Origin of the sequence: Bordetella holmesii, assembly GCF_020735985.1 — a bacterium.
In the GTDB taxonomy this organism is placed as follows: Bacteria; Pseudomonadota; Gammaproteobacteria; order Burkholderiales; family Burkholderiaceae_B; genus Bordetella; species Bordetella holmesii.
Genome location: NZ_CP085973.1, coordinates 634949 through 661810, shown reverse-complemented (window position 1 = coordinate 661810; position 26862 = coordinate 634949). Strand labels below are relative to the sequence as shown.

The window sequence follows — 26862 nt, the reverse complement described above, 5'->3', positions numbered from 1 at the left end:
TATTGCATAAAAACTAACGCGTCGCTATAGTCTCCGCCAGACGCGCCCGCCATGCACAGCGCGCGCACCGAATCAAAACCGGAGACAACCATGAGCAAGCAATTCGCATCTCACGCCGATCTCGAGGACAAAGTGGTGTCCTTCGAGAAGCTTTCCGACAACGCCTACGCCTATACCGCCGAAGGCGATCCGAACACCGGTGTGATCATCGGCGACGAGGCGGTCATGGTGATCGACACTCAGGCCACGCCCGTCATGGCCCAGGACGTGATCCGCCGCATCCGCGAAGTCACCGACAAGCCGATCAAGTACGTCCTGCTGTCGCACTATCACGCCGTGCGCGTGTTTGGCGCCTCGGCCTATCAGGCACAGGAGATCCTGGCCAGCCGCGACACCTGGGATCTGATCGCCGAGCACGGCGAACAGGACAAAGCCAGCGAGATCAGGCGTTTCCCGCGCCTGTTCCGCAATGCCGAATCGATTCCGCCCGGTCTGGTGTGGCCCACGATGACGTTCCAGGGCGAGATGACGGTCAACCTTGGCAATCTGGAGGTCAAGCTGCTGCAAGTCGACCGTGGCCACACGAAAGGCGACACCATTGCCTGGCTGCCCGAGCAGAAAATTCTGTTTGCGGGTGATCTGGTCGAGTACCAGTCCACGCCTTATTGCGGCGATGCCTATTTCCGCGACTGGCCCACGACGCTGGATACGCTGGCCGGCTTTGCCGCCGAGAAAATGGTCCCCGGGCGCGGCCCGGCGCTCAAGGACGCCGAAGAGGTGCGCCGCGGGCTGGCGGGCACGCGCGCCTTTTTGACCGACCTGTACGGCGCGGTCAATCGTGGCGTCGCCGAAGGCAAAGACCTCAAGACCATCTACCGCGAGGTCTATGACTTCATGAAGCCGCGCTACAGCGACTGGGTGATCTTCGACCACTGCATGCCGTTCGATGTCTCGCGCGCGTATGACGAAGCTCAGGGCATCGTCGATCCGCGCATCTGGACCGACAAGCGCGACATCGAGATGTGGAAGCAGCTCGAAGGCTGAGTCCGGCTTGATTTCCCCGGCGCCGGCCCCCAGAGAGCGGGCCGCGCCACGTTACGCCCCAACACAAGAAAAACCACGCAGGAGACCGTCGTGGGAGACATCGATTATCAGGCGCTGGAGTTCGCCTACCAGGCCTGCGCCGACCAGCAGGCCGGCGCCGCCGCCGCGCACCGCGTCGTGATCGTGGGCGCCGGGCCCGTGGGCCTTTCCACGGCGCTGGACCTGGCCCGGCGCGGCATCCGCGTCATCGTGCTGGACGACGATTGCAAGCTGTCCAGCGGCTCGCGCGCCATCTGTTTTTCCAAACGCACGCTGGAGATCTGGGATCGTCTCGGCGTCGGCCAACGCATGGTCGACAAGGGCGTATCCTGGAATGTCGGCAAAGTGTTTTTTCGCGAAGGCGAAGTCTGGCGTTTTGATCTGCTGCCCGAAAGCGGTCATCAGCGGCCGCCTTTCGCTGCCCGCGCGCTACGCGGACTCGCCGCTCAATACCCCCGACGTGGATCCCTTCGCCGCCGCCATGTCGCCCGGTAGCGTGGCAGCCGACGCCCCCATCACGGATGACCTGTCCCGCCAATGGTGGCTGCAAGTGCTCGACGGCGGTTTTACCCTGGCCTGGTTTGGCGGCGAGCAGGCACCGGACGGGCAGACACTGGCCAATCTGAGTGCTCTGGCGGACCACCCCCTGGCGCCCCGGATCGTCCTGATACGCCCGGCTGGCGCGCGCTGGCAGGCCGAGCCCGGTGCCTGCTGCGTGACGGATACCGCCGGCATGCTCGCGGCTCGCTATGACGCGCAGCCAGGAACCTGCTACCTGATCCGCCCCGACCAGCACATTGCCGCGCGACGCCGGGACACGGATACCGTCGCATTGAGCGCAGCGCTTCGCCGCGCAGCCGGTCACCCGTAAAGGAGGCCTTCCATGCCTTTGAATCTGAATGCCAATATCAACGCCCCGGACACGTTCTACCAGGCCCTGATCGACGCCCATCAGGACCTGAGCGACGAGCAGAGCCGCGAAATGAACGCGGCTCTCATTCTTGTTCTGGCCAACCACATCGGCGAGACGGACGTACTGAACGAGGCGCTGGCCGTGGCGCGCCAGTCCGTGCAGCCCATCAACTAGAGCCGATCGGCGAAGACCTCGATGATGAGGGTACGCAACCATTGATTGGCGCCGTCGCGTTGAAAGCGGCGGTGCCAGTAAAGGTTGGTTTGCAGCGATGCCACCTTGAGCGGTGGCGTCATCATTTGCAGGCCAAAGTGCGACGCCGCGCTGGCAGCCAGCTTTTGCGGCACGGTGGCCAGCAGATCCGTCGTGCTGACGATATAGGGCACGGCGGCAAAGTGCGGCACACTGAACTGATCGGCCAGCGACACGCCGGCACGCTCGAGCGCCTGGTTCACCTGCCCTTCGGGCGCGGCACGCGAGACGATCAAATGCCGCTCGGCCCGGAAGGCCCGCGCCGCCATGCCCGCATGCGCTCTTGGATGGGCGCGGCGAAACAGCGTCGCATACCCCTGGCGAAACAGCATGCGCTGCACGATGCCACCACCCAGTCCGTCGAATGCCCCCAGGGCGAGATCCACCCGGCCCGCCTCCAGTTCGCGCTACAGGTCGGCGCCTGACAAACGTACGGAGTCAATCCTGACGCCCGGGGCGTGCCGCGCACAGGCATCCATCAGGCCAGGCATGAAGTGGATCTCGCCGACATCCGACATGGCGATGCGTAGCCGCCGCTGACTGCCAGCGGGATCAAACGGCTGGGCAGCATCCGTCAAATGCGCAAGCAAGGACAAGGCCTCGCCGACCGGCCCGCCCATGCCCTGGGCCAAGGGGGTGGGCAACATGCCTTGTGCAGTGCGCACGAAGAGCTCGTCGCCAAAGGCGGCGCGCAAGCGCCGCAGCGCGTTGCTGACCGCTGGCTGGGACAAATCCAGGCGGCGCGCCACCGCGGAGATATTGCGCTCCTGCAGCAGGTGCTGAAACACCACCAGCAGATTGAGGTCGAGCTGCCGCAACGGATCCATATCGGGGATGACTATTCATAAAATTTATAGTGTGTATTTATACATTCCCATTTCCAACATTGGCAATTTTGCGCAGAATCGCCTCACTTGCCCGGCCTGCGCCAGGCATCCATAACAAACGGGCCCCTGAACGGCCCACCGGAGACAAATCATGTCCCTGCAATACCAATCGGGCTTTGGCAACGCCTGCGCCACCGAAGCGCTGCCCGGTGCCCTGCCCGTCGGCCGCAATTCGCCCCAGCAATGCCCATATGGCCTGTATGCCGAGCAACTCTCCGGCACGGCCTTCACCGCGCCGCGCGGCGAGAATCGCCGCTCGTGGCTCTATCGCATCCGGCCCGGCGTCGTGCACCGGCCTTTTCTGCCTTACGAAGGCGCGCGCACTTGGCTGGGCGACTTCGGCCACGGACCGGTCACGCCCAATCAGCTGCGCTGGAGCCCCCTGCCCCTGCCCGCCGAGCCGACCGACTTCATCGATGGCGTGCACACGTGGGGTGGCAATGGCAGCCCTGACGAGCAAAACGGCGTTGGCATTCATCTGTACGCCGCCAACCAGAGCATGCAAGGCCGCTTTTTCTACAACGCCGACGCCGAGCTGCTGTTGGTGCCCCAGGAGGGCCGCCTGCATCTGGCTACCGAGATGGGCCTGATCGAACTGGCGCCGCTGGAAATCGCCGTCATCCCACGGGGAGTGCGCTTTCGCGTCGAGCTTCCCGATGGGCAGGCGCGCGGTTACCTGCTGGAGAATTTCGGCACCGCCTTGCGGCTGCCCGAGCTCGGCCCCATCGGCTCCAACTGCCTGGCCAACGCGCGCGACTTCCTCGCGCCTGTAGCCTGGTATGAGGACGTCGAGGGCGACGTCGAACTCATCGCCAAGTTCAGCGGCGGGTTCTGGCGTGCCCCGTGGACCCACTCGCCGCTGGACGTCGTGGCCTGGCATGGCACGCACACTCCTTACAAATACGACCTGCGCAACTTCAATACCGTGGGGTCCATCAGTTTCGACCATCCGGACCCGTCGATCTTCACCGTGCTGACGTCGCCGTCTGACACCCCGGGCACGGCCAACCTGGATTTCGCCATCTTCCCGCCGCGCATCCTGACGATGGAAAACACGTTCCGTCCGCCGTGGTTTCATCGCAATATCGCCAGCGAGTTCATGGGCCTGATCCAGGGTGTTTACGACGCCAAGGCCGAAGGCTTTGCCCCGGGCGGCGCAAGCCTGCACAACTGCATGAGCGGCCATGGCCCGGACGCCGACACCTTCGAGAAGGCCAGTGCCGCCGACACCCGCCAGCCGCACTACATCCGAGACACCATGGCCTTTATGTTCGAGACGCGCCGCGTCATCCGGCCGACCCAGCAAGCCCTGCAATCGCCCCAATTGCAAGGCGATTACTATCAGTGCTGGCAGGGCCTGAAGAAGCACTTCAACCCCGAGCGCGCCTGAGCCGCTCCAGAACAACTACGCCGCCGCGTCAAGCGGCGGACAACCGAGACCGACGCGAAATGACTTTGAACGAAACCCATGACCCGGCCATCAAGAGCTGGGTAGCCAGCGCCAACACCGCCGACACCGACTTTCCTATCCAGAATCTGCCCTTCGCGTCGTTTCGGCGCCGCGGTTCGCAGCAGGCCTATCGTCCGGGAGTGGCCATTGGCCAGTACATCGTCGATCTGGACGCGCTGCGCGCAGCAGAGCCTTTTGACGGCGCGGCCGCCCAAGCCCTGCAAGCCTGCGCCGATACGCACTTGAATACGCTGATGGATTTGGGCCCGGCGGCCTGGAGCGCCTTGCGTCTGGCGCTGTCGCGCGCATTGCGTGAAGGCGCGGCCCTGCGCACGGTCATCGAACCCTTGCTGGTCGCCCAGGCCGACGCCGAGTTCACCACGCCCGCGCGCATTGGCGACTACACCGACTTCTATATCTCGCTGCATCACGCCACCGCCATTGGCAAGCAGTTCCGTCCGGACAACCCCCTGCTGCCCAACTACAAATGGGTGCCCATCGGTTATCACGGCCGGGCATCGTCCATTGGCGTGGAACAGCGTTTTGCGCGCCCGGTCGGCCAGCAACGCCCGGCAACCGAAGGCGACACGCCGCTGTTCGGCCCCTGCAAGCGGCTGGACTACGAACTCGAACTGAGCATCTTCGTCGGCCAGGGCAATCCACAAGGCGAACGCATCCCGCTGGATTCGGCCGAGAGCCATGTCTTTGGCCTGGGCATTCTGAATGACTGGTCCGCCCGCGACATCCAGGCCTGGGAGTACCAGCCCCTCGGGCCGTTTCTGTCGAAGAACTTCGCCTCGACCATTTCGCCCTGGGTCGTGACCCTCGAGGCGCTGGCGCCTTTCCGCACGCCGTGGCGGCGCACGGAAGGCGAGCCCCAGCCTCTGCCTTATCTGGCGTCGCCGTCGAACCGCGCAGAAGGCGCCTTTGACGTCCAGATGGAAGTGCTGATGACCACCGAGGCGTCGCGTGCTCAGCAGGCCCAACCGGCGCGGCTATCGAGCAGCAACTTCCGCGACGCCTACTGGAATGTGGCCCAGCTCATCGCTCACCACACTGTCAATGGGTGCAATCTGCAGGCCGGCGACATGTTGGGCACGGGCACGCTGTCGGGTCCCGGTGCCAGCGAAGCCGGCTCCCTGCTCGAACTCAGTCAGGGCGGCAAGACCCCGATCGAACTGCCCTGGGGCGAGACGCGCACCTTCCTGGAAGATGGCGACCAGATCATCATCCGCGCCGAGTGCGTCAAACCGGGTTATCCGCGCATCGGTTTTGGCCAGTGCATCGGCACGGTGACCCCTGCTCGCCTGTAAAGCACGCCAGGCGCCGAGGTCTTGCACGCCTGCCGTGCAAGACCTTTTTTATTTCTCGCCGCGATTATTGGGCGGGTGTGCGGTAGCGTTCCTCGCGATACGCCCAACTGGGCCATAAGGCATATGCCAGGGCCTCTTCGGTCAGGGCAGGATCGCCCGCTATCGGCTCGAAGCGATCTTGCTGATCCCGTGGCAGCCTGACATACCGGAATGACTCTGGCGTCTTGCGCGGTTCAATGACCACCAGCGAGTCGCCGCGCAGATAGCCATAGTTGTCGCCATACTGCATGATGGCGCGATCAGGATCGCGCTGCATCAAATCACTGCCCAGCATGGGATTGACGTTGTCCACGCCCATGAGCGAGAGCAGCGCGGGCGCCATGTCGATCTGGCTGACCAGGCGATCGTCCTGCCGCGGAGCGATGCTGCCGCCCAGAATCAGCGCAGGAATCTGGAAATGCCGCACCGGCACCAGATTGGCCCCGAAAACCCGCGAATCGTGGTCAGCAATGACCAGAAAAACCGTATCGTCCCAGTACGGTGCCTGGCGCGCCTTCTCGAAAAACTGACCCAGCGCCCAATCGGCATAGCGTACCGTGTTCTCGACCGATGCGGGTTCGCCCTGCAGCGTGATGCGCCCTGCCGGGTACTCCCAGGGAGAATGGTTGCTCACCGAAAACGCCAGTGTGAACACGGGCTGGTCGCCGCCCTGCCGCAGCAGCCTATCCACCTGCGTGAACATGTCCTCGTCGGACGCTCCCCAGGAGCCGACGAAAACGGGATCGACGAAATCCTTGCGGTCTACGATCTGATCGAAGCCATTGCCCAGGAAAAATCCGCGCATATTGTCAAAGTGCGATTCGCCTCCGTAGACAAAGCGCGAATGGTAGCCATGCGCTTTGAGCACAGACGCCAGCGTGAAGAAGTTGGTCTGCGAGCGAGGCAGCTTCACCACGGCCTCGGCCACCGTAGGCAGGTAGCCGGCGGTCACGGCTTCGATGCCGCGCACCGAACGCGTGCCCGTGGCGTACGCGCGGTGGAACATCCACCCCTGCTTGCCCAGCTTGTCGAGTTCAGGCGTCAGGTTGGCGCCACCCAGGCTGCCGACATACTGCGCGCCCAGGCTCTCTTGCAGAATGATGACCAGATTCAGGGGCTTCTGACGCCGCACCGTGGCCGTTTGCGCATGCACGCTGGGATATCCGGGATCAAGCTCAGGCCCCTCGATGCCTGAGGCCTGACGCACCACGGCGTTCATGCGGTCTACCGGCATCGGCGGATAAAGCGCGGCGGAAGAGCGTTCATCGCGCAGGCGATACGCGGCATCGAGCACGTTGTAGAGCGAATTCAAGGGCAAGGTGTTGACCATCGCATCGCTGCTGAACGCGACCACCGACGGATTGATGGGCCGATGCTCCAGCGTGCCGCGTATGGCCAGCACCACGACCGCCAGCGTAACCAGCGAGGCAATGGGGCGTTTCCACCAGGCCATACGTCTGTCGGTGCGGCCGACCGGAAAGAGACGCCGCGCCGCCCAAGCCGCCAGCACCAGCACAAGGAAGGCCGCCAGCAATACCAGTTTGTAGCCTTCCCAGAGCATGCCGGCCACCTCGCGCAGATGCACCAGATACTCGAAGTAGAGCCGGTTGGGCCGGGTGTCGTACTCGGCAATGAACTGCGGCGTGGAGACCTCCAGCAGCACCAGCAGCATCCACCAGATACGGAACCACCAGGCAGTCAGTCTCACGCCCCACGGACGGTGACCAAACCAATAGGAGAAAACCGCCGGGATGGCGACCACCATGCCCACCATCACCAGGTCGATGCGCCAGCCACCGAACACAACGGGCCAGAGGCCACCTGCCGTCTCCACTCGCCCCCATTGCCAGCAGGCCAGACCCAGACGGCTTGCAGTCAGCAACAACAAGGCCGCAATCACGAATCGTAACGTCAATCTGCGCAAAATCCGCTCCGTAAACGAGCCGCTTCCGACCCAGTCCACATGATGTCGGCGGACACAGTCCGCCGGCCATGAAAATACTCAGCGCGACGCATCCATACCGCGCAGACGCTCGCGGCTGTTACTCAGATGCGTGCGCATGGCCGCGCGCGCGGCCTCGGCATCCTGGCGGCGAATCGCGCCGTAGATGGTTTCGTGCTCGAAATTGACGCGCACCAGATAGGGCTCGTCATCCTCGGAGGCGAGTCGGGCCGAGTTGATGCGGGTATGCGGAATGACCGCCGACCCCAAGTGCGACATCAAATCGGCGAAATAACGATTGCCCGTTGCCTGGGCCACGAGCAGATGAAACTCGAAATCCGGCGTGATCGTATCGCCCTGCTCGCGCATCCGGCTCTGAAAGGTGTCCAGCGTGCGCCGCATCGCAGCCAATTGCTCGGGCGTGCGCCTCAACGCCGCCAGACCCGCAGCCTCGGTTTCCACACAGACGCGCAGCTCAAGCAGCACCAGGACACCGCGCACCGCGCCCAGATCGGCCGGATCGACGCGAAAATCCGTCCCGCCGGCCGGTTGCAGGGCGTATGTCCCTACGCCATGATGGGTGACGACCAGGCCGCTGGCCTGCAGGCGCGAAAGGGCTTCACGCACGACCGTGCGGCTCACCCCGAACTGCCGCATGATTTCAGATTCGGTCGGCAGTTTCTGGCCGGGTGCGATGGCGCCGGCCCGTATACGCTCGGTAAAGCTCTCGACCAGCCCTTGGGCCAGATTGCGCGGGCGCCGTAGCACGGCCTGCGAGTCGTAGAGAACAGTCATCGAGAGAGTCCCGGCAGCCAACAGCCGGGTGGAGAAAAAAAACCGGCCTCATTATACCGGCGGGGTCTCCTCCGACAACGCCTCTGAAACAGGTGAAAATTCGGGTCCCACGTAGTCCTGCGCGAGGCTTATCCGGCCCTGGCTCAAACGCGCCGACCATTCGTCAAGCGCGGCACGCTCGGCCGCACTCACCTCAGGGCCCAGCACGAGCCGCAACGCCTGAGCGTGCTCCAGCCCGAAGGTCGTCAACCGCCCCGTGGCCAGCCGCGCGGCGGCATGGTCTGCGGCTGCCCGTTGGACACATAGCCCAGAGTCGGCCAGCGCCGAGGCCAGAAAAACCTGCGGATCGCGTGCCACCCAATCGACAACATTGCCTATCTGCCAGACGCCAGCCTGCCTGCACGCGGCGCTCAACCCTGGCCTGCCGGCATCCAGCATGGCGAAGATGACGCGCGCGCCTTGCGCCATCATGGCCTGTCCCCACCTGCCGGCCAGCTCCGGGTCATGCTGGTTGCCGCAAAATCCCGTCAAGGGATCGCGGCCACTGATGCGCTGGACACCGTCTGCGTAGGCGGCGCGCCCTTTGAGCCCAGGCCGCACACGCTCACCCGACAGATGCGCTGCCGCGCCGTCTCCCGCGCGCAAGGCGGCGAGGATGCCGGCCAGAAAAGCGGTGTGTTCCTGCAGGATTTCATAGCTGGCCACGTTGCCTGCCACATGGCTGCCCTGGGTAATGGCGAACTGCGTGCCGGGAAAGTCTTTCGCCACCGCCGACACCGGCACATCACCCTGCCCGCCGTGCACGATCACTAAGTCCGGCGAGCTGGCGCACAACGCCCGCAAGGCGTGCTCCCGCGCCTGGGCATCGGCGATCCAATGCACCTCCAGACGCTGCCCGGCCTGCTCTGCCCGCGCGGCCCCGGTCAGGGCCGCTTCATTGAAACCGCCTCGTTGTCCAAATAACACCAGCAAACGGCGCGCACTCATAGCCCCGCTCCGCTTTGACGAACGACTGGCTCCCACGCCAAGGCCTGGCGACTGACAAAAGCGGAGAACTCGGCTGGCGACTTGCGATCCAGCACGAAGCCCTGCGCCTGTAACCGGCTCCGGATCTCGGCGTCGGCCAGGACATGCGTGGTGGCCTGGTCCAGCCGCTGCACGACCTCTTCCGGCACCCCGGCAGGCGCCGAAATACCCACGAAGTTCTCGGCGATCAATTCGGGCAGTCCCAGCTCACCGACAGACGGGATGTCGGGCGCCTGCGGCACGCGCCCGGCGGTTGTCACCGCCAGCAGGCGCAATTGACCGGAGCGCAAAAAGGGCAGATTCTGCGGCAACGCATCCACTGCCACGCGTATCTGGCCACCCAGCAAATCGTTGCGCATCGCGCCCGACCCTTTATAGGGAATATGCTGCAGGCGCAGCCTTGCCTGCTGCGCATAGAGTTCGCCCACGATCTGGCCAACCGAGGCCAGCCCGCCGCTGCCGTACTGCACCGCTTGCGGCTGCTCGCGTATCCAGGCGGTGAGTTCGGCCAAGGTGCTCACCGGCACGTCGGGACGCACCACGAACGCGGTAGGAACCGCACCGACATAGGCAATATGCCGAAAGCTCTTGATCGGATCGTAGGCGCGCGCCGGCATCAACGCCGGCGAGATCGAAAGAGGAGCCGAATTGGACATCAGCAAGGTGTACCCGTCGGCAGGCGCCTGCGCGACAAGGGATGCACCCAGCGTGGACCCGGCCCCCGGTTTGTTCTCGATTACCACGCTCTGGCCCAGATGCTCGGCCAACGCCGGCGCGATCAAACGGGCGGCAATATCGCTGGCCCCTCCGGGCGGAAAAGTCACGATCAGCCGCAATGGACGCTGTGGCCACGGCGAGGCGGCGCGTGCGACACGAACCAGGGGCAGCGCGGCGCTGGCCAGAAGGAGTTGGCGACGGGAAAGCATCATGAGGGCTCGGCGAAAAGCCCTCACTCTAGAAAAACCCGGTTACCGCCACAAAGACTTTATAGCCGTTTGTTTATGGGCGTTTGCTTATGCCTTCAACCCAGGGCAAGCGTGAAGCGGGTGCCGCGCTGCGGGCCTTCGCGCGTGGAGTCAACCGCCAGCGTCCAGTCCTGCATGTCGCAAACCTGCTTGGCGATGGCCAGACCCAGGCCATGCGGCAGCTCGTTGTCATTGAGCGCACTCCCGGTGTCGCGCAGGCGGCGGCTGTAATAGCGCTGAAAGACAAAAGGCAGTTCGTCGGGCGCGATACCCCGGCCGTTGTCGGCCAGCACCAGGTTACCCGCGGCGTTCAGGCTGGCGCGCAATTGCGCCGGGGCGGCATGCTCGATGGCATTACGCACCAGATTCCGCAACACCGTCAGCAAGGCATAGCGGTCGATGAGGCGGGACACGTTCTCATCGATGTCGTTGGCAAAACTCAAGCCCGCCAGTTCGGCACTGCCGGCAAACCCCTGCCAGGCCGCCTGCATGCAGTCAGCCAGCTTGACGCTCTCGGCTGCCCGCGGTTCTTCGCGCGCCATGGCGCGCGCGCTCTCGAGCGAGGAGGAAATGCTGTCGACGTCATCGACGATGCGCGCCAGCCGGCGCTGCGTGTCGTCCGGCAAACGCCGGTCCATCTGCATCATCTCGCTATCGGAACGTATGCTCGCCAGTGGCGTTCGGATTTCGTGGCTCAAATTGGCGGCGAACTCGCGCTGGCGCGCGATGGACCTGTCCACCTGGTTCTGTACCCGATTGAAGGCTTCGACCAGACGTCCGGCCTCATCATCACGCGTGACAGCCATGTCGGGTGCGCCGGGCGCCCAGTTGGCAAGGTGGTCGGTGACATCGATCAGCGGGCCCACCACATAGCCGGCCAGGCGGCGGGCCAGGCCATACGCCACCACAATACACACCGCCCCCACGCCCAACACGAACAGCCCAAAATTCTGTACCCGCTCTTCGTTGTCCGTGGCGTCATACATGACGTAGACCTTCCCCCTGCCCTGGCTGGCATCGGCGACCATCACATGCCAGGTATCAGCGCCGGGTTCGAGCAAATGCAAACCATTGTCCAGGCCGCGCAACGGCTCCGGCATATCGTCATCGACCTCGCCGGGCACATGAAGCCAGGCGTGCATGGCGCCGCCCAGCTCGCGTGAGCCGCGGTCGGGCACATAGGCCGGCTCGACGGCCAGGTGCTGAATGACCCGCTCGGTTTCGGTGGTGAGGATGTCGTTGACCAGATCATCTTCCATCTGATCAAACGTGAGATAGGTCAACAACGCCAACACCGTGACGAAGACCGACACGATGCCGGTCAGCGCCCAGACCACGCGCTGGGTCAGTGTCCCGTTGCCGCTCACGAGGCGTCTGGCGCCACGAGGCGCCAACCCATACCATGCACGGTTTCGATACCGTCAAAACCTGCTTCGCTCAGAGCCCGGCGCAACAAATGCACCTGGCTGCGCAGGGCATCGGAGGCCGGGGGCTCGTCGCCCCACAGCGCATTTTCCAGTGTCTCGCGCGAGACGACATTGCCCGGGTCGCGCAACAGCATCTCGACGATGATCACGGACTTGTGCGCCAGATGCACCGGCCGGCCCTGCACGCTGACTTCACGACTACGGCTATCCAACGCCAGCGGCCCGCAACGGTAGATTGCATCGACCACCGAACGGCGCGAGCGTTGGACCAGCGCCAGCAATCGCGCCTTGACCTCGGCCAGTGCGAAAGGTTTGGTGAGATAGTCGTCCGCGCCATGCGAAAAACCGGCCAGCTTATCCTCCAGGCCATCGTGCGCCGTGAGCACCAGCACGGGGACCGGCTTGCGCATTTCCTGGCGCAGCGCATGCAGCACGGCATAGCCTTCCTTGCCGGGCAAGCCGATATCCAGAATCACGGCATCGAACTCCTGACGCTGCAGCATACTCAACGCGGCATGCCCATCGTACGCAACATCGGGCAGAAACCCATGGATCTGCAGGTAATCGTACAGATTGCCCGCAATGGTGAGATTGTCCTCGACGATGAGTACTCGCGCGACCGTCATGCTCAATCCGCCTGCAGCACTTTGCCTGGGTTCATCATCCCCTCGGGATCCAGGGCGGTCTTGATGCGTTTCATCAGCGTCAGCTCCACCGCGCTTTTGTAGCGGGGCAATTCGTCACGTTTGAGCTGCCCCACGCCATGCTCGGCACTGATGGACCCGCCGTGAGCCTGTACGCTGCGATGCACGACCTCGTAGACGGCGGGCTGCAGCGCCAGAAGGTCTGCCTCGGTCTGGCCCGGGCCGCGCGCCACGTTGTAGTGCAGATTACCATCGCCAAGATGCCCGAAAATCACATTACGCACCCCGGCAAACCGGGCCTGCAGCTGCGCATTGGTGACTTGCACGAAATGCGCAATGGCAGAGATTGGCAGCGAGACGTCATGCTTGATCGCCTTGCCCAACTCCGCTTCGGCCAGAGGAATGCTTTCGCGCAGGTGCCAGAGTGCCTGGCTCTGCGCCAGGTTTTCCGCGATGGCGGCATCGCCCACCAGGCCGTCCTCGATAGCCGCGCCCAGCACGGCCTCGAACCGTTCGCGGGCGTGGGCTTCGCTTTCGCTATCGGAGAGCTCAAGCAACGCAAACCAGGGTGCCTGCAGCGATGCGCCCTCAAAGGGCAGACGCTGCTGCGGAAACAACCGCACGACGGCGTGCAGGCAGTCTGCCGCCATGAGTTCGAAGCCCGTCAACGCGGCGCCAAACCCGGTGCGGGCGCGAGCCAGCAGCTCGACCGCCTCTTGCACACTGCCGACCGTCAGCAATGCCGTACAACGGGCCACCGGCAGCGGGTAAAGCTTGAGGGTCGCCGCGGTGATCACACCCAGCGTGCCTTCGCTGCCGATATATAAATCGCGCAGATCGTAGCCGGTGTTGTCTTTGCGCAAGCCACGCAGCCCGTTCCAGATGTCGCCCTCGGCGGTAACGACCTCCAGACCCAGAGCCAGTTCACGCGCATTGCCGTAGCGCAGCACCTGCGTGCCGCCGGCGTTGGTGGCGAGGTTGCCGCCTATGGTGCAACTGCCCTCGGCCGCCAGACTCAGCGGGAAAAGCCGGCCAGCCTGTTCGGCTGCGTCCTGCACGGCCCGCAGCACGCAGCCGGCTTCGACGGTGATCGTGTCATTGGCGGTGTCGATGGCCCGTATGCGATTCAAGCGCGCGGTCGACAGAATCACGGCCGTGCCGCTGTCATCTGGGGTGGCACCGCCACAAAGGCCGGTGTTGCCTCCCTGCGGCACCACCGGCGCGCCATGCTGGCGGCACAGGCGCAGTGCGGCGGCAACCTCTTCGGTGGATCCTGGCCGCGCAACGGCCAGCGCGCGGCCGCGGTAGCGGCGCCGCCAATCCAGAACATAGGGTTCGGCATCGTCGCCGACCAGCACATGGGCCGGGCCCAGCAAGGACTGGAGATCTTGCAGCAGAGTCATGTCAGGCGCGCTCGCAGTGGCGTCCGGGGCAGCCCGGTCGATAGATAGCGTCCTATTGTAGGAGCTTCCGACTCAACTGGCGGCGCGGTGGTCACTCCAATCGGCGATCCGGGCCAGCCGCATTCCGGTCAGGCCCGAGCAGAAGGCAGGAGAGGCGATGCGGTTGAGCAGAAAGGCGCGTTCCGGCACGGCCAGGCCGGGCATATCGCCGATGGCCTGATAGGCGCGGCGCAACGCCTCGCCGCGCGTGCTGCCCCACACCAGCAGGCTGGTCCCGGGGCGGCCCGAGGCCGCGCAAGCCCCTATCCCGACCTCCAGGGCATGCGCTGCCATCGGCTCCATCAATGCCGCCTTGCCTCGGCGGCCCTGCAGCGTTGCCTCGATCAGGCGGAACTGCCCGCTCTGGTCATCGAGCGCGAACACCGCCGTGCCCAAGCCCAACCAGCCGCGATCGACCGCAATGCACGAAGCGACATCGCGCAACGTGGCTTCCATGCGCGCCGACAGCCGGGGCGCCGGGCACTCGGCAATCAAGACGCGCTGGTCGCGCCAAACACTGCGCTCCCACGCGCGTCCGGTCTCGACATGCCCGTCCTCCTGGCCCAGCACGTGAATATCCAGCCTGCGCTCGGCGCCGCCAACCGGCCCGCCTGGCGGCAGGCGGCGTTTATCGACGACACCGGCCGAGGGGGTGACGAACGAAACCTTGGCACCCATGAGCCACCTCCCGTTCAAGTTCATACAGCGAAGCGTAGCACTTCTGCGAAGACGCATTATTCGTGCCGTCCGGACTTGCCTGGCGGCGACGCACCACCGCCAAGAATGACGCGTGCGCCACGACCGCCACCGGACAGAAATAGGGGATAATTCCTGCTTGGCTGCCGCTGGCAGCTCCGTTCGCCCGCGCTTGAAGGAAGCCTAGTGAAAAACACGTACCCTGCCTCGGTATTCAAAGCTTACGACATTCGTGGCACCGTCCCAGATCTCATCGACGCGCCGTTTGCGCGCTCCCTGGGCTTTGCCCTGGCAAAACGGGCCAGGTCCTGCGGCAATACCGAGCTTGTCGTCGGCTATGACGGCCGCCTGAGCAGCCCAGACCTCGCGGTCGCCCTGCAGGAAGGCATTTTGGAAGGCGGGGTGAACACCTTCGACATCGGGTGCGTGCCCACACCGCTGGTGTACTTTGCTGCCTACAGCGGCCAGCTCGGAGCGGGCGTGGCCATCACGGGCAGCCACAACCCTCCCAAGTACAACGGCTTCAAGATGATGCTGGGCGGGCGCGCGCTGTACGGCGACGATGTGCAAGCGCTGCGCGCGGACATGCAAGCCCCCGAAGGCCTGTCGGCTGACCGCGCCGGCACGCGCCGCACGGCCAACATCGTGCCGGAGTACATCAAGCGCGTCGTCTCGGACATCACACTTGCGCGCCCCATGAAAATCGCCATCGATTGCGGCAATGGCGTGGCCGGGGCGGTCGCGCCGCAGCTATTTCGCGCGCTGGGCTGCGACGTCACCGAGCTGTTTTGCGAAGTCGACGGCAATTTTCCCAACCATCATCCGGATTCTGCCGACCCGCATAATCTGCAGGATCTCATCGACTGCCTGGCCACGACCGACTGCGAGATCGGACTGGCCTTCGACGGAGACGGCGACCGCCTGGGCGTGGTCACCAAATCCGGGCAGATCATCTGGCCGGACCGCCAACTCATCCTGTTTGCGCGCGATGTGCTGCAACGCTGCCCCGGCCAGACCATCATCTATGACGTGAAATGCAGCCGTCACGTGGGCCTGGCCGTCGAGCAGGCCGGCGGCAAACCCCTGATGTGGCAGACCGGCCACTCGTTGGTCAAGGCCAAACTGGCCGAAACAGGCGCGCCGCTCGCCGGAGAGATGAGCGGCCATATTTTCTTCAAGGAACGCTGGTACGGCTTTGACGACGGCCTCTACACCGGCGCGCGCTTGCTGGAAATCATCTCGCGCGAATCCGACCCCTCGGCGCTGCTCGAAGCACTGCCCACGGCGGAGTCCACCCCCGAACTCAAGCTCGAGATGGAAGAAGGCCAGCCGCACGCGCTGATACGCGAACTGCAGGCACATGGCCGGTTTGACGACGCCACGCAACTCATCACCATCGATGGGGTGAGGGCGGAGTTCACCGACGGCTTTGGCCTGGCCCGCGCATCCAACACCACACCGGTGGTCGTGCTGCGCTTCGAGGCCGAGAACGCCGCCGCCTTAGCCCGCATCCAGACCCTCTTCAAACGCGAGCTTCTGCGTCTGGCACCTCAGGCCCGACTGCCCTTCTGAGCGCCACCATGACCGCGTCTCTTTCTTCGAGCCCTGCCTGGCGATCTTATGCGCAAGCCGTGCACGAGGCGTCGCACCGCGGCGACCATCTGCGGGTGCTCGAGGCCGCCGGCCTGTCCGTCGACCTCACCGCCCAGGCCTACTCTGCCTCACTCGACGCCGCCGCGCTGGCGCTATGCGAGCAGCAAGGCCTGACACGGGCCATCCAGCAGCTCTTCGACGGGGGCGAGGCGAACTGGACCGAGCATCGTCCGGCCTGGCATACGGCACTGCGCGCGGCGCAACCTCCGGCCAGCGTGGCTCAGGCCATCCTGACCGAACGTCAACGGGTGCGCGACTTCGTCGCGGCAGCCAACGCCAATGGCGACTACAAGTACGTGCTGCACCTGGGCATCGGCGGCAGCGACTGGGGGCCGCGCATGATTCTGCGTGCCCTGCGTCACCAAGGCATAGACCGCGAAGTCCGCTTCGCATCGAATGTGGATTCGCATGCCGTGGCGGATTCGATGCATCAGCTCGATCCCCACAGCACGTTGATCATCATTGCATCGAAGTCCTTCACGACGACCGAACCGCTGGCCAATGCACAGGTCGCGATCCATTGGCTCGAAGACGCCGGCGTGGCCGATCCGCTCAAGCAGGTCGTGGCCATCACCGCCAATGTCCAGGCTGCGCGCGACTTCGGCATTGCACCCGAACACATCTTCCAGTTCTGGGACTGGGTAGGCGGACGTTATTCCTTGTGGTCAGCCATCGGCGCGTTGCCCATCTCGCTGGCGCTGGGTTGCGACACCTTCGATCAGCTTCTGGCCGGCGCGGCCGACATGGACGAGCACTTTCTGCGCACGCCTCTGGCGGTAAATGCACCGGTACAGATGGCGCTGGCCGGCATGGCCAACCGCAGTGTGATGGGTTTTGAAACCCTGGCCATGGCGCCGTACGACTCGCGCCTGACGCACCTGGTGCCCTGGGCCCAGCAGCTCGAGATGGAGTCGCTGGGCAAAGTGGCCACTCGCGACGGCAGCCCGGCTGGCGTGCCCACGGGCCCCGTAGTCTGGGGGATGACGGGCACCGATTGCCAGCACACCTTCTTCCAGTGGCTACATCAGGACACGGCCGGCGCACCGGTGGACTTCATCTTCTGTGAGCGCCCGGACCACCGCTACGAAGAGCATCATCGTCTGCTCATCGCCAACTGTCTGGCGCAACGTGCGGCGCTGTTGCGCGGCAAATCCTTTGATGAAGCGCTGGTCGAATGCAGCGCTTTGACCAATGATCCGCAAGAGGCACGCGTACTGGCGCAGCATCGCATTCATCCGGGCCGCCGCCCGTCCACGCTCATCGTGCTGCCGCGCCTGACCGCACGCACCATGGGAGCCCTGCTGGCGCTCTATGAGCACAAAGTCTTCACGCAAGGCGTCCTCTGGGGGATCAACCCTTTTGACCAGTGGGGGGTGGAGTTCGGCAAAGCCCTTGCACGCCGCATCATCGACGAACTCGGCCAGCCCGGGCACGCACCCAAACTGGAAGACCCCTCGACGCGGCACTGGATCGAAGTGCTGTCTCGCACCCACTCCGGCGCTTAACGACGCGCGGCCACCAACAGACTGGCATAAATGGCCAGATGCCGATTGCAGACGTCTTCGATCGAGAACTCTCTCTCGGCCAAGGCCCTGCCGGCGCGGCCCAACTGCTGGCGTTGGGCCGCATCCATGACCAGACGCGCCAACGCTGCGGCCAATGCGGTCGCATCCCGCGCCGGCACCAGCAGGCCGGTTTCATCCGGATCGATCGCGTCGCGGCAGCCTGGCACGTCCGTGGTCACCACGGCGCGCCCGCAAGCTGCCGCTTCAATCAATGATTTGGACAGCCCCTCGCGATAAGAAGGCAAAACGGCGATATGGGCGGCTGCGTAGAGCTCGGCCACGTCCTTCCGTTCACCCAGGAGTTCGACCAAACCGCCGCGGCTCCAGGCCTGCACCTCTTCGGCGCTGATGGACGCCGGGTTGCCCGGATCGATATCGCCCGCCAGGCGCATGCGCACATTCAATCCCTGTTGCCGCAGCAAGGCGGCCGCCTCGACAAACTCGCGCACGCCTTTGTCGCGCAGCAACCGCGCCACCATCAACACCACGACGGGCGGCTCGGGCGGCTCGGGCTGGAAGCGGTATTGCGCCAGGTCCACACCCGAACCGCGGATCAACTCCATCTGAGCCGGACGGACCACGCCCAAGTTGCGCAAGACATCACGGTCATTGGTGTTCTGGAAAATCACGCGGCTGTCGGGATGGCCCAACGCCAGCCGGTAAAACCCACGTACGACGCTGCGCACCAGACGGGCGCGCGCGCCCTCGGCCACGAAGACATACCCCAGGCCTGAAATCGCGGCCACCATGGCTGGCACCCTGGCCAGGCGCGCGGCGATGCCGCCATACAGCACCGGTTTGATCGTCACCAGATGCACCAGGTCCGGACGCGCCGCCTTGAACAGGCGGTACAAGGCCCACAGCGTCTTGAGCTCCTGCACAGGGTTCTTGCCGCTGCGGCTCATGGGAATGACGTGATGGGTGATACCCATGGCCTGAATCCGCGGCACGGAGGGGTCATCCATGGTGGCCACATGGACCTCGTACCCCGCAGCCAGTGCCGCCTCGGCCAGCGTGGCGCGATGCGAGAGGAAGAAGGCCGGATTGTTCACTACGAACATCAGACGTCGGGAGAGAACCGCCATCAGCGTTCTCCAGCGATGCGTCGCCACACCGTTTCATAGGCCTGCACCATGCGGCCGAGGTCAAACAGCGCCAATACCCGCTCACGCGCCGCGCCGCCCACCACCGTACGCCCGCGCCGGGCCACATCCTCCAGCGCTTGAGCGATACCGCGGGCCAGCGCTTCGGGCTGCTCCGCAGGCACGACCACCCCGGTGTCGCCAACGATGTGGGCCGCATCGCCCACATCGGTCAGCACGCAAGGGGTGCCGCAGGCCATGGCTTCGGCCACGACATTGGGGAATCCTTCGGCGCAACTGGACAACACATGAAGGTCGAGACTGTTCATGACAGTGGCGACATCATCGCTGGGTCCGGTCAACAGCACACGGCCTTCGAGGCCCTGGGCTTCGATCATGGCCACCAGGGCGCTGTTGCCCGGGGTCATTCCACGCCCGACCAACACGCATTTGAGGTCTTGCCCCTGGTGCACGAGTCCACTCAGCGCCGCGAGCAGATTACGGTGGTCCTTCAGGGGGTCCCACCGCGCCACGCAGCCGATCAGCGGCGTCTGAGCGCTCAATCCCCAAAGGGTACGCAGGCGAGCGCCGGCGTCAGGATCCGGGGCATAACGCGACAAGTCATAGCCGTTGGGGATGACCACCATGTTCTGGGCGCGGTAACCCAGCGCCTGATGACGCTGCGCCGCATCCTGCGCCGCGCATACGATGGCACGCGGGATCCAGCCCGACAATGCCGCGCAAGCACGCAACACCAGTCGCGCCGAGCGGCTGCTGCGATCGAGATGATTGCCCGAGTTGCGTATCCCCCAGGCCACGGCCTTGATACCCGACAGCCGAGCGGCCAGGCCGCCGATGAGGTCGGCGTGGTACATCCAGGTCTGCACCGCGTCCGGGGCCTCGGCAAGCAAGAGGCGGCGCAAGGCCAGCACGCCGGACAGCGTCACGCGGCCGCGTGGCATACCCAGGGCGTGCACGGTGATGCCGGCTGCGCGCAGGCGCGCCCCGTACACCCCCTCGTCGGTGAGCGAAATGACGACATGCCGGGTGCTGGTATCGGTGTAGCTTGCCAGACGGTAGAGCACCGATTCGGCCCCGCCCTGCCCCAGGCCCGTAATGATGTGAGCGATACGCATGCTGGCCTCACTTGCGCGCAAGCGCGAAGAGTTCATCCCATTGCGCCAGCACGACCGGCAACGCGTAGCGCTCGCGCACCGAGTCTGCGGCGCGCTGCCCCAGTTCAGCGCGCAACACGGCGTCGCTCATGAGCCGGACCAGCGCATCGCGCATAACGGCCGGCTCTCGCACCAGCAAGGCATCCGCCCCGTCGCGGGTCATCTCGCGCGGCCCGCTCGGGCAATCGAACGCCGCGCACGGCAGGCCTTTGGCCATGGCTTCGAGCAAGACATTGGGAAACCCCTCCACGGCAGAGCTGAGCACGAAAGCGCTGGATTGGTCCAAGGCCTGCCAGGGCTGATTGGTCCGCCCGGGCAGTTGGATTCGACTCTGCATGCCAAGGCCCGCGACCTGGGCTTCGAGTCGCTCACGTAGCGGGCCATCCCCCCAGATCCAGAGATCCCAGTCGGGGTGCGCCTCCGCGAGCCCCGCAAACAGGTCGATCAGCATGCCAAACTGTTTGTCCGGCACCAGGCGGCCCATGGCCATGAGGCGGCGGCGTCCTTGCGCATCCGCCTCGAGCCTGGCGAGTGGCACCTGCAGCAGTTCAGCGGGTAGCGGGTTCGGAATGACTGCCATATGGCGTATGCCAGGCACCTGGGCAGCAAACGGCGCAACCGTGTCTTCCGCCTGGACGGTGACAACATCGGCGCGTGGATACAGCCAGCGCCGCAGGCGGCGCCAGGTCTTGCCCGTCGTGGTATCGACCACGGGGTTAGTGCGCTCGCAGACGATAAGCGGCTGGCGCAACCCTCGCGTGGCCAGGATGGCGCCCACATTCACGTTGGTCAGGAAAGAGACGACGACATCGGGGCGGCGCTCGCGGATCAGGCGCCGCAAACCGAGCAGTCGCTTGAGCGGCGCCAGCGCGCCGCGGGCGGGCACGGCCTTAGCCAGCCATACCAGTTCGACGTCGGAGGCCAGCGGATAAAAGCAATCACCGCCCCCCGAATAAGTCGGCAGCAAGGTAACCGCGTCGCCGCGCTGCGCCCAGGCGTTGGCCAGCGTCGCTGCCACGCGCTCGGCGCCGCCGGCATTCATGGAGCTGACCGCCAGCACAATCTTCATCGCTCGCCGTCCGACCCATTACGGTGGTAACGATCGAGCCAGGCTTGCATCATCAGCACGCCCCATAGATGGCTGTCCCATTTGCGATGGCCGCTCAGATGCTCGCGCCATTTGCGCAGAATCGGCTCAGGTTCAAACCAGCCTTCCTGGCGCAGGCGTACAGGGTCGAGCAGGGATTCGGCCCAATCGCGCAAGGGCCCGCGCAGCCAGGCGGCCAACGGCACGGCAAAGCCGCGTTTGGGCCGCTCGACCAGACTTTGTGGCACATGGCGGTGCAACACCTGCCGCAGCAGCCACTTCCCCGTGCCGCCGCGCACCTTGTAATCGAATGGCAGGCTCCAGGCAAACTCGTAGACACGATGGTCGATAAGCGGCACCCGGGTCTCCAGGCTCACGGCCATGGCAGCGCGGTCCACCTTGACCAGGATGTCGTCGGGCAGATACGTGATGGTATCCAGCTTCATCATGGCCTCGTACAAGGGGCCGGCCAACGGCGCCTCGAACGGCGACGCCGGCTCGGTGGCACCTTTGACCACTCGCGCAGGATCGGACCAATACGAAACGAACAGGCGATAGAACTCGCCTTCAGAGTCGGCGCGCAGCAGATCGCCCATCTTGCCAACTTTGCCGCGCCATGCGCCCCCTCCCGGCAGGCCGGCCGACGCGCGCATCAAGCCCCCTACCATATGGCGCAAGGGCGCCGGCATGCGCGCGCATTTTTCCCACCAGTTGGCCACGCGCGGATAACGCGAATAGCCGCCAAAGAGCTCGTCGCCGCCGTCGCCCGAGAGCGCCACAGTGACGTGCTGGCGCGCCATGCGCGTGACCAGTGCCGTGGGGATCTGCGAGGAGTCGGCAAAGGGCTCGTCATAGATGTCGGCCAGGCCTGGCACCACATCGAGCGCGTCCTGGGCACTGACATAAAGCTCGGAATGATCAGTGCCCAGATGGGTGGCCACGGCTTTGGCGTAGGGAGCCTCGTCGTATTCTTTTTCGTGAAAGCCAATGGCAAATGTGCGCACGGGCACGTTGCTCTGGCTCTGCATGAGCGCGGCAATCGTCGACGAATCGATGCCTCCCGACAAGAATGCACCCAGGCTCACGTCCGAGAGCATCTGGCCGCGCACGGCCTGCATGAGCACATCCTGCAACGCGTCGGTGGCTTCGTTATCGTTGGCGAACAGGCGCGGCAGACGCTGTCCGGCATCGGCCACCGCCATGGCGGACCAATAAGTCTGCGGGGCGGGCATCTCGCGCCTGCCCATCTGCGCCTCGGTGATTTCAACCAGGCTGGCCGCGGGCAACTTGCGGATGCCTTCGTAGATGGACTGGGGCGCCGGCACATAGTTGTGCCGCATGAACGAGGCCAGCGCATTGCGGTCTATCTGGCGTCCAAAGCCCGGCACCGGCGACAGGCCCTTGAGCTGAGAGGAAAACACCAGGGTCGCGCCGACGTAGCCGTAATAGAGGGGTTTTTCCCCCATGCGATCTCGCGCGAGGGTCAGCGTGCGCGTCTCGCGGTCCCACAGTGCTATCGCCCACATGCCCACGGCGGCGCGCAACATATCCTGTACGCCAAACGTGGCCGCGTACGCCAGAATCGTTTCGGTATCGGAGTGCCCGCGCCAGGCGGGCGCATGGCCGGCTCGCTCCAGCTCTGCGCGCATCTCCATGTGGTTGTAGACCTCGCCATTGAAGGTGAGGACATACCGCCCGCAGGCCGAGACCATGGGCTGGTGGCCCGCCTCGGTCAGGTCCTGGATGACCAGGCGCACATGGCCGAACGCCACGCCCGCCTGGGGATCTCCCCAGAAACCCTTGCTGTCAGGGCCACGCTCGCGGATGCGATGGCAGCTTTCCGCCAGGATCTGCGCCTTGCCTTCAAGAGGTCCCCAAAGACCGACGATTCCGCACATGTTTTCTCTGTTCTCTAGGTCGAAGAACGCCCGAGGGCGTCGTCAAAAAGTTTTTGCCACAGGCTCAGTACGTGGCGCGCCGAGAAACGCTCGCGAACGGAAACGGCTTCGGCGCCAAGACGGGCGCGCAAAGGAGGATCGCTCATTACGGCAGCCAGCGCTTGGGCCAACGCCGCCGCCTGGCCGGCGGGCCGCACGAGCACCCCATCGACGCCTTCGCGAATGATTTCCCGGGGGCCAGTATCGCAATCAAAGCTCACCGGCGCCAGCCCGCTGGCCATGGCCTCGAGCAGGGTGTTCGACAGGCCCTCGAATCGCGAGCTCAACACATAGAGGTCGGCGGCCTCATACCAGTCAGCGACGTTGCCGCCACGCCCGGGCATGTGGACCCGCCCGTCCAGGCCAGCGGCCTGGACCTGCTGGGTCAAGCTGGCGCGCTCATCGCCCTCGCCCAGAATAAGCAGATCCCAGTCGGTGAAGCGGCCGGCAAGACTGGCGAAGGCCTCGACCAGCACATCGAATCCCTTATCCGGATGCAACCGGCCGACGGCCAACAGATAATGCCGGCCAGGGGCTGCGGGAGGTGCCAGGCGAGGCTCGCTGCGCGGCAGCGGCCAGTGCACCGGGTTGGGAATGACCGCCAACCGGGAGCCCGGCACGTGGCGATCGATCCACTGGGCCGTTCCGCCCGTCAGCGCCACCACGCGCGCCGCCCGCGGGTAGGTCAGCCGGCGCAAGCGCTGCCACATTCCCGAGAGCTGCTGAGACGGCGGATGGGTGTGCTCGGTGGCGATGACCTTGACCGGCAGCCCCCAAGCGGCCAGCACAGCCAGAATGGAAGACGTCGTCATCATGCCCAGCACGATGTCGGGCTTGAACTCGCGGATGACGGCGCGTAGCGCGCGCACACGGCGCAGATTGTCCAGAATGCCGCGCAGCCCGTCGCCGCCTTGCCCGTCGGTGCCCAGCACACGGCGGTGCACGCCAGCCGGCACCGGATAGGCATCGCCTTCGGCCTGCGTCAGTATCATCACCTCGCGCCCGGCAGCAGCCCAATGTCCGGCCAGGTCTACCGCCACGCGCTCGGCGCCGCCGCCGTGCAGAGAGTGGATGAAGATCAGCGTACGGGGGCCGGGCATCTAGGCGCTCTCCTCGGGGTCTTCGGCCGGCCGCATGGCCGCGACCGTATAACAGACAAAGGACAGAAAATACATCAGGCTGGTTGCCAGCATGATGCCCTCGGTCCCCATGCGCGGCGCGAGCACCGCATTGAGCACTGCCTTGAGCAGGAAGTTGGCCACCGCGATCAACGACATGATCCGATAGCGGTTCTGGCTGGCCAACAACTGCACGAGAATCAGCACGCCAAAATAAAATGGCAGTTGCAGCAGGCCCCAGCGCAGCACGCTGGCCACAGCCTCCGTATTCTGAGCGGTGAATGCCCCCCGCTCGAACAGCACAGCGACCCCCCAGGGCGCCAGCGTCCAGCCGACAGCCACCGCGGCGATACCCGCGCCCACCATCATCCAAGACCATTTCAGCGCCATACTGCGCGCGCGCTGCACATCGCCGCGATGCTGCACGTCGGCCAGTACGGGTAAAGCCGCACGGCCCACCGAGACCGCGCCGATGCCCAGCACCAGCGACAAGAGTCGGCTGGCGTAGCCCAGCGTGGCGTTGGCATTGCCGCCCAGATTGGCAGCGGCGTATTGATCCAGTGGATTGACGAAGCTCATGGCCACCTGGCCGATGAGCATCACGCCGGCCGCGCTCATGAGTTCAGGCCAGTGCGGCGACTGCAGGCTCAGCCGCGGCGCCCCCCAGAAACCCTGGTCGGCACGCGCGGCCAGCCAGGCCAACCACACCGCCTGGATCACATAGCCGACCAGCGTACCCCACAGCAAAGGCCCGATCTGATCGCCGCCGGCGCCAGCCAGCATGACCCAGCCCAGGGTAGTGACGGCCGGGACGCTGTCGAGCAAGGTGTTGACATGGCGCTCGTGCGAACGCAGGCGCGCCGCGCTGATGCCGGCAATAAGCAAAATGGCGCTGACGGGTACAAACGCCCACAGCAACGCGTGCGTCATTGCAGAAACGGCGGCGGGCAGCCCCGGCCCCAGCCAGGCAAGCACGTACGGCCAGGCCGCCCAGGTCAATCCGGCCAGCGCCAGCCCGGCCAGCAAGGTCCAGCCCTGCAGCTCACTGACAAAGACATTACGCTCGTCGCCGCCTTCGCGCCGCAGGCGCACCAGTACGGGGATCAGCACCACGGACAGCACGCCCACGATGGTGACTGGCAGCCACGTCGCCATCGTCATCGTGAACTGGTAGGCGTCCACGGCGTCGCTGATGCCGTAACGATAAGCCACCGCCATCTCCTTGATGGCGCCGGCAGCCTTGCCAAGGATAAGAAAGACGGCTACCCGGAACGCGCCTCTGAAGATGCGCTGCTGGTCCGGGTGGATGTTGCCGAGTTTGCTCAGTAGGGCTTTCAAATCAACGCAGAAATTGCGTGTACCAGGGCATGGCCGCATCCAGGCCACGCAGGATATCGAAGGCGGGCTGATAACCCAGCAGTTCGCCTGCCTTGGAGATATCCGCTTGGGAGTGCCGCACGTCGCCGGCACGGAATTCCGCATGGTCGGCCGACTTTCCGTAACGCACACCCTGCCGGCCCAGCGACTCCTTCAGGAAGTCGAAGAGCTGATTCAGGGTGGTTCGTCCGCCAAAGGCCACGTTATAGACCTGATTGCGGCCCTGCGCGGGCGCCATCGCGGCCAGAATGTTGGCCTGCACCGCATTGTCGACATAGCAGAAGTCGCGGCTGGTCTGGCCGTCACCGTTGATCACGACGGTCTGGCCCTGGATCATCGCCGCCGTCCACTTGGGAATCACGGCGGCATAAGCGCCATTGGGATCCTGGCGGCGACCGAAAACGTTGAAGTAGCGCAGACCCACGGTCTCGAACCCATACGAACGGGCGAACACATCGGCGTAGAGTTCGTTGACGAACTTGGTCACGGCATAAGGCGACAAGGGCCGACCGATGTTCGGTTCCATCTTAGGCAACGCCGGATGGTCGCCATAGGTGGAACTGGACGCGGCATACACAAACGCGCCCACTCCCGCATCGCGCGCGGCCACGAGCATGTTCAGGAAGCCGTCGATATTGACAGCGTTACTGGTGATCGGATCCTTCAGCGACCGGGGCACCGAGCCCAGCGCCGCCTGGTGCAGCACGTTGTCCACACCTTCGACAGCACGGCGGCAGGTGTCCAGGTCGCGGATATCGCCTTCGATGAAGGTCAAGCGCGCCCATTGCTGCGGCGTCACCAGGCCTCGCACCTCGTCGAGGTTGCGCTGGTGGCCGGTTGCAAAGTTGTCCAAACCCACCACAGTCTGGTCCAGTTTCAGCAAGGCTTCCAACAGGTTGGAGCCGATGAATCCGGCGCAACCGGTCACCAGCCACTTGCGTGGCTGGGCTTGCAATTCGGCACGGACGACTTCGTAGCGGTTGGTCATTATGGC

General features: G+C 64.9%; 22 protein-coding genes and 2 pseudogenes. 8 read left to right on the top strand and 16 right to left on the bottom strand.

The window, feature by feature from the left end; all coding sequences use genetic code 11:
- Positions 1 to 90 precede the first annotated feature (90 nt).
- The 4 genes and pseudogenes from LK440_RS03050 (at position 91) to LK440_RS03040 (ending at position 2170) form a co-directional block, all read left to right on the top strand.
- On the top strand, positions 91 to 1044 hold the full coding sequence (locus LK440_RS03050) for an MBL fold metallo-hydrolase (protein WP_005015430.1): 954 nt from the start codon (positions 91 to 93) through the stop codon (positions 1042 to 1044).
- Between the two features lie 90 nt (positions 1045 to 1134).
- A pseudogene (locus LK440_RS18055) lies at positions 1135 to 1500 on the top strand (FAD-dependent oxidoreductase); the annotation flags it as partial.
- A gap of 43 nt (positions 1501 to 1543) precedes the next feature.
- The gene (locus LK440_RS18050; RefSeq protein ID WP_406564559.1) at positions 1544 to 1954 is read left to right on the top strand and encodes a hypothetical protein; all 411 of its coding nucleotides are present in this window, start codon (positions 1544 to 1546) and stop codon (positions 1952 to 1954) included.
- A gap of 12 nt (positions 1955 to 1966) precedes the next feature.
- Positions 1967 to 2170: a DUF2783 domain-containing protein gene (locus tag LK440_RS03040; RefSeq protein ID WP_005015432.1), complete on the top strand. Its 204-nt coding sequence runs from the start codon at positions 1967 to 1969 to the stop codon at positions 2168 to 2170.
- Here the strand turns inward: LK440_RS03040 and LK440_RS03035 are convergent.
- Positions 2167 to 3075, bottom strand: a pseudogene (locus tag LK440_RS03035) (LysR family transcriptional regulator). The gene LK440_RS03040 and the pseudogene LK440_RS03035 overlap by 4 nt on opposite strands.
- 151 nt (positions 3076 to 3226) lie before the next feature.
- Between LK440_RS03035 and hmgA the strand changes: the two are divergent.
- Positions 3227 to 4525 (top strand): homogentisate 1,2-dioxygenase, encoded by a 1299-nt coding sequence (gene hmgA, locus LK440_RS03030; RefSeq protein ID WP_005015435.1) that lies wholly within the window; start codon positions 3227 to 3229, stop codon positions 4523 to 4525.
- A gap of 59 nt (positions 4526 to 4584) precedes the next feature.
- Entirely contained in the window at positions 4585 to 5898 is a 1314-nt protein-coding gene (gene fahA, locus LK440_RS03025) for a fumarylacetoacetase (RefSeq protein WP_005015437.1), read from the top strand.
- A gap of 64 nt (positions 5899 to 5962) precedes the next feature.
- On the opposite strand, the gene LK440_RS03020 is transcribed toward fahA, so the two are convergent.
- From LK440_RS03020 to LK440_RS02985, 8 genes are all read right to left on the bottom strand, one after another.
- On the bottom strand, positions 5963 to 7861 hold the full coding sequence (locus tag LK440_RS03020) for an LTA synthase family protein (RefSeq protein WP_005015440.1): 1899 nt from the start codon (positions 7859 to 7861) through the stop codon (positions 5963 to 5965).
- A gap of 78 nt (positions 7862 to 7939) precedes the next feature.
- Positions 7940 to 8674 carry a FadR/GntR family transcriptional regulator gene (locus tag LK440_RS03015; RefSeq protein ID WP_005015441.1) on the bottom strand — a complete coding sequence of 245 codons (735 nt, stop codon included), beginning with the start codon at positions 8672 to 8674 and terminating at the stop codon, positions 7940 to 7942.
- A gap of 51 nt (positions 8675 to 8725) precedes the next feature.
- Positions 8726 to 9661: a BMP family ABC transporter substrate-binding protein gene (locus tag LK440_RS03010; RefSeq protein ID WP_005015444.1), complete on the bottom strand. Its 936-nt coding sequence runs from the start codon at positions 9659 to 9661 to the stop codon at positions 8726 to 8728.
- The gene (locus LK440_RS03005) at positions 9658 to 10629 is read right to left on the bottom strand and encodes a Bug family tripartite tricarboxylate transporter substrate binding protein (RefSeq protein WP_005015446.1); all 972 of its coding nucleotides are present in this window, start codon (positions 10627 to 10629) and stop codon (positions 9658 to 9660) included. The genes LK440_RS03010 and LK440_RS03005 overlap by 4 nt, the downstream gene beginning before the upstream one ends.
- 92 nt (positions 10630 to 10721) lie before the next feature.
- On the bottom strand, positions 10722 to 12032 hold the full coding sequence (locus tag LK440_RS03000; protein ID WP_005019920.1) for a sensor histidine kinase: 1311 nt from the start codon (positions 12030 to 12032) through the stop codon (positions 10722 to 10724).
- Complete coding sequence (locus tag LK440_RS02995; RefSeq protein WP_005015452.1) at positions 12029 to 12718, bottom strand: response regulator transcription factor; 690 nt, start codon at positions 12716 to 12718, stop codon at positions 12029 to 12031. The genes LK440_RS03000 and LK440_RS02995 overlap by 4 nt, the downstream gene beginning before the upstream one ends.
- Before the next feature lie 2 nt (positions 12719 to 12720).
- The gene (locus LK440_RS02990) at positions 12721 to 14139 is read right to left on the bottom strand and encodes an FAD-binding oxidoreductase (protein WP_005015455.1); all 1419 of its coding nucleotides are present in this window, start codon (positions 14137 to 14139) and stop codon (positions 12721 to 12723) included.
- Positions 14140 to 14211: 72 nt separating this feature from the next.
- A complete protein-coding gene (locus tag LK440_RS02985) occupies positions 14212 to 14856 on the bottom strand; it encodes a BPTD_3102 family carboxylase-like protein (protein ID WP_005015458.1) in 645 nt (214 codons plus the stop codon).
- 204 nt (positions 14857 to 15060) lie between these two features.
- On the opposite strand from LK440_RS02985, the gene LK440_RS02980 reads away from it, so the two are divergent.
- Both LK440_RS02980 and pgi read left to right on the top strand, forming a co-directional pair.
- Positions 15061 to 16446: a phosphomannomutase/phosphoglucomutase gene (locus LK440_RS02980; protein WP_005015461.1), complete on the top strand. Its 1386-nt coding sequence runs from the start codon at positions 15061 to 15063 to the stop codon at positions 16444 to 16446.
- An 8-nt stretch (positions 16447 to 16454) separates the two neighbouring features.
- Positions 16455 to 18032, top strand: coding sequence for a glucose-6-phosphate isomerase (gene pgi / locus LK440_RS02975; RefSeq protein ID WP_005015464.1), 1578 nt, complete (start codon positions 16455 to 16457; stop codon positions 18030 to 18032).
- On the opposite strand, the gene LK440_RS02970 is transcribed toward pgi, so the two are convergent.
- Genes LK440_RS02970 through LK440_RS02940 form a run of 7 tightly spaced genes read right to left on the bottom strand, consistent with a single transcriptional unit; the run spans position 18029 to position 26856 of the window.
- On the bottom strand, positions 18029 to 19177 hold the full coding sequence (locus LK440_RS02970) for a glycosyltransferase family 4 protein (RefSeq protein WP_005015466.1): 1149 nt from the start codon (positions 19175 to 19177) through the stop codon (positions 18029 to 18031). The two genes, pgi and LK440_RS02970, sit on opposite strands and share 4 nt — an antisense overlap.
- Positions 19177 to 20346, bottom strand: coding sequence for a glycosyltransferase family 4 protein (locus LK440_RS02965; RefSeq protein WP_005015468.1), 1170 nt, complete (start codon positions 20344 to 20346; stop codon positions 19177 to 19179). Before LK440_RS02965 ends, LK440_RS02970 begins: the two co-directional genes overlap by 1 nt.
- Complete coding sequence (locus LK440_RS02960) at positions 20318 to 21418, bottom strand: glycosyltransferase family 4 protein (protein WP_025341204.1); 1101 nt, start codon at positions 21416 to 21418, stop codon at positions 20318 to 20320. The genes LK440_RS02965 and LK440_RS02960 overlap by 29 nt, the downstream gene beginning before the upstream one ends.
- Entirely contained in the window at positions 21415 to 23334 is a 1920-nt protein-coding gene (gene asnB / locus LK440_RS02955; RefSeq protein WP_005015470.1) for an asparagine synthase (glutamine-hydrolyzing), read from the bottom strand. Before asnB ends, LK440_RS02960 begins: the two co-directional genes overlap by 4 nt.
- A 14-nt stretch (positions 23335 to 23348) precedes the next feature.
- Positions 23349 to 24473 carry a glycosyltransferase family 4 protein gene (locus tag LK440_RS02950; protein WP_005015471.1) on the bottom strand — a complete coding sequence of 375 codons (1125 nt, stop codon included), beginning with the start codon at positions 24471 to 24473 and terminating at the stop codon, positions 23349 to 23351.
- Complete coding sequence (murJ, locus tag LK440_RS02945; protein ID WP_406564558.1) at positions 24474 to 25868, bottom strand: murein biosynthesis integral membrane protein MurJ; 1395 nt, start codon at positions 25866 to 25868, stop codon at positions 24474 to 24476.
- Positions 25831 to 26856 carry an SDR family oxidoreductase gene (locus tag LK440_RS02940; RefSeq protein WP_005015472.1) on the bottom strand — a complete coding sequence of 342 codons (1026 nt, stop codon included), beginning with the start codon at positions 26854 to 26856 and terminating at the stop codon, positions 25831 to 25833. Before LK440_RS02940 ends, murJ begins: the two co-directional genes overlap by 38 nt.
- Positions 26857 to 26862 lie beyond the last annotated feature (6 nt).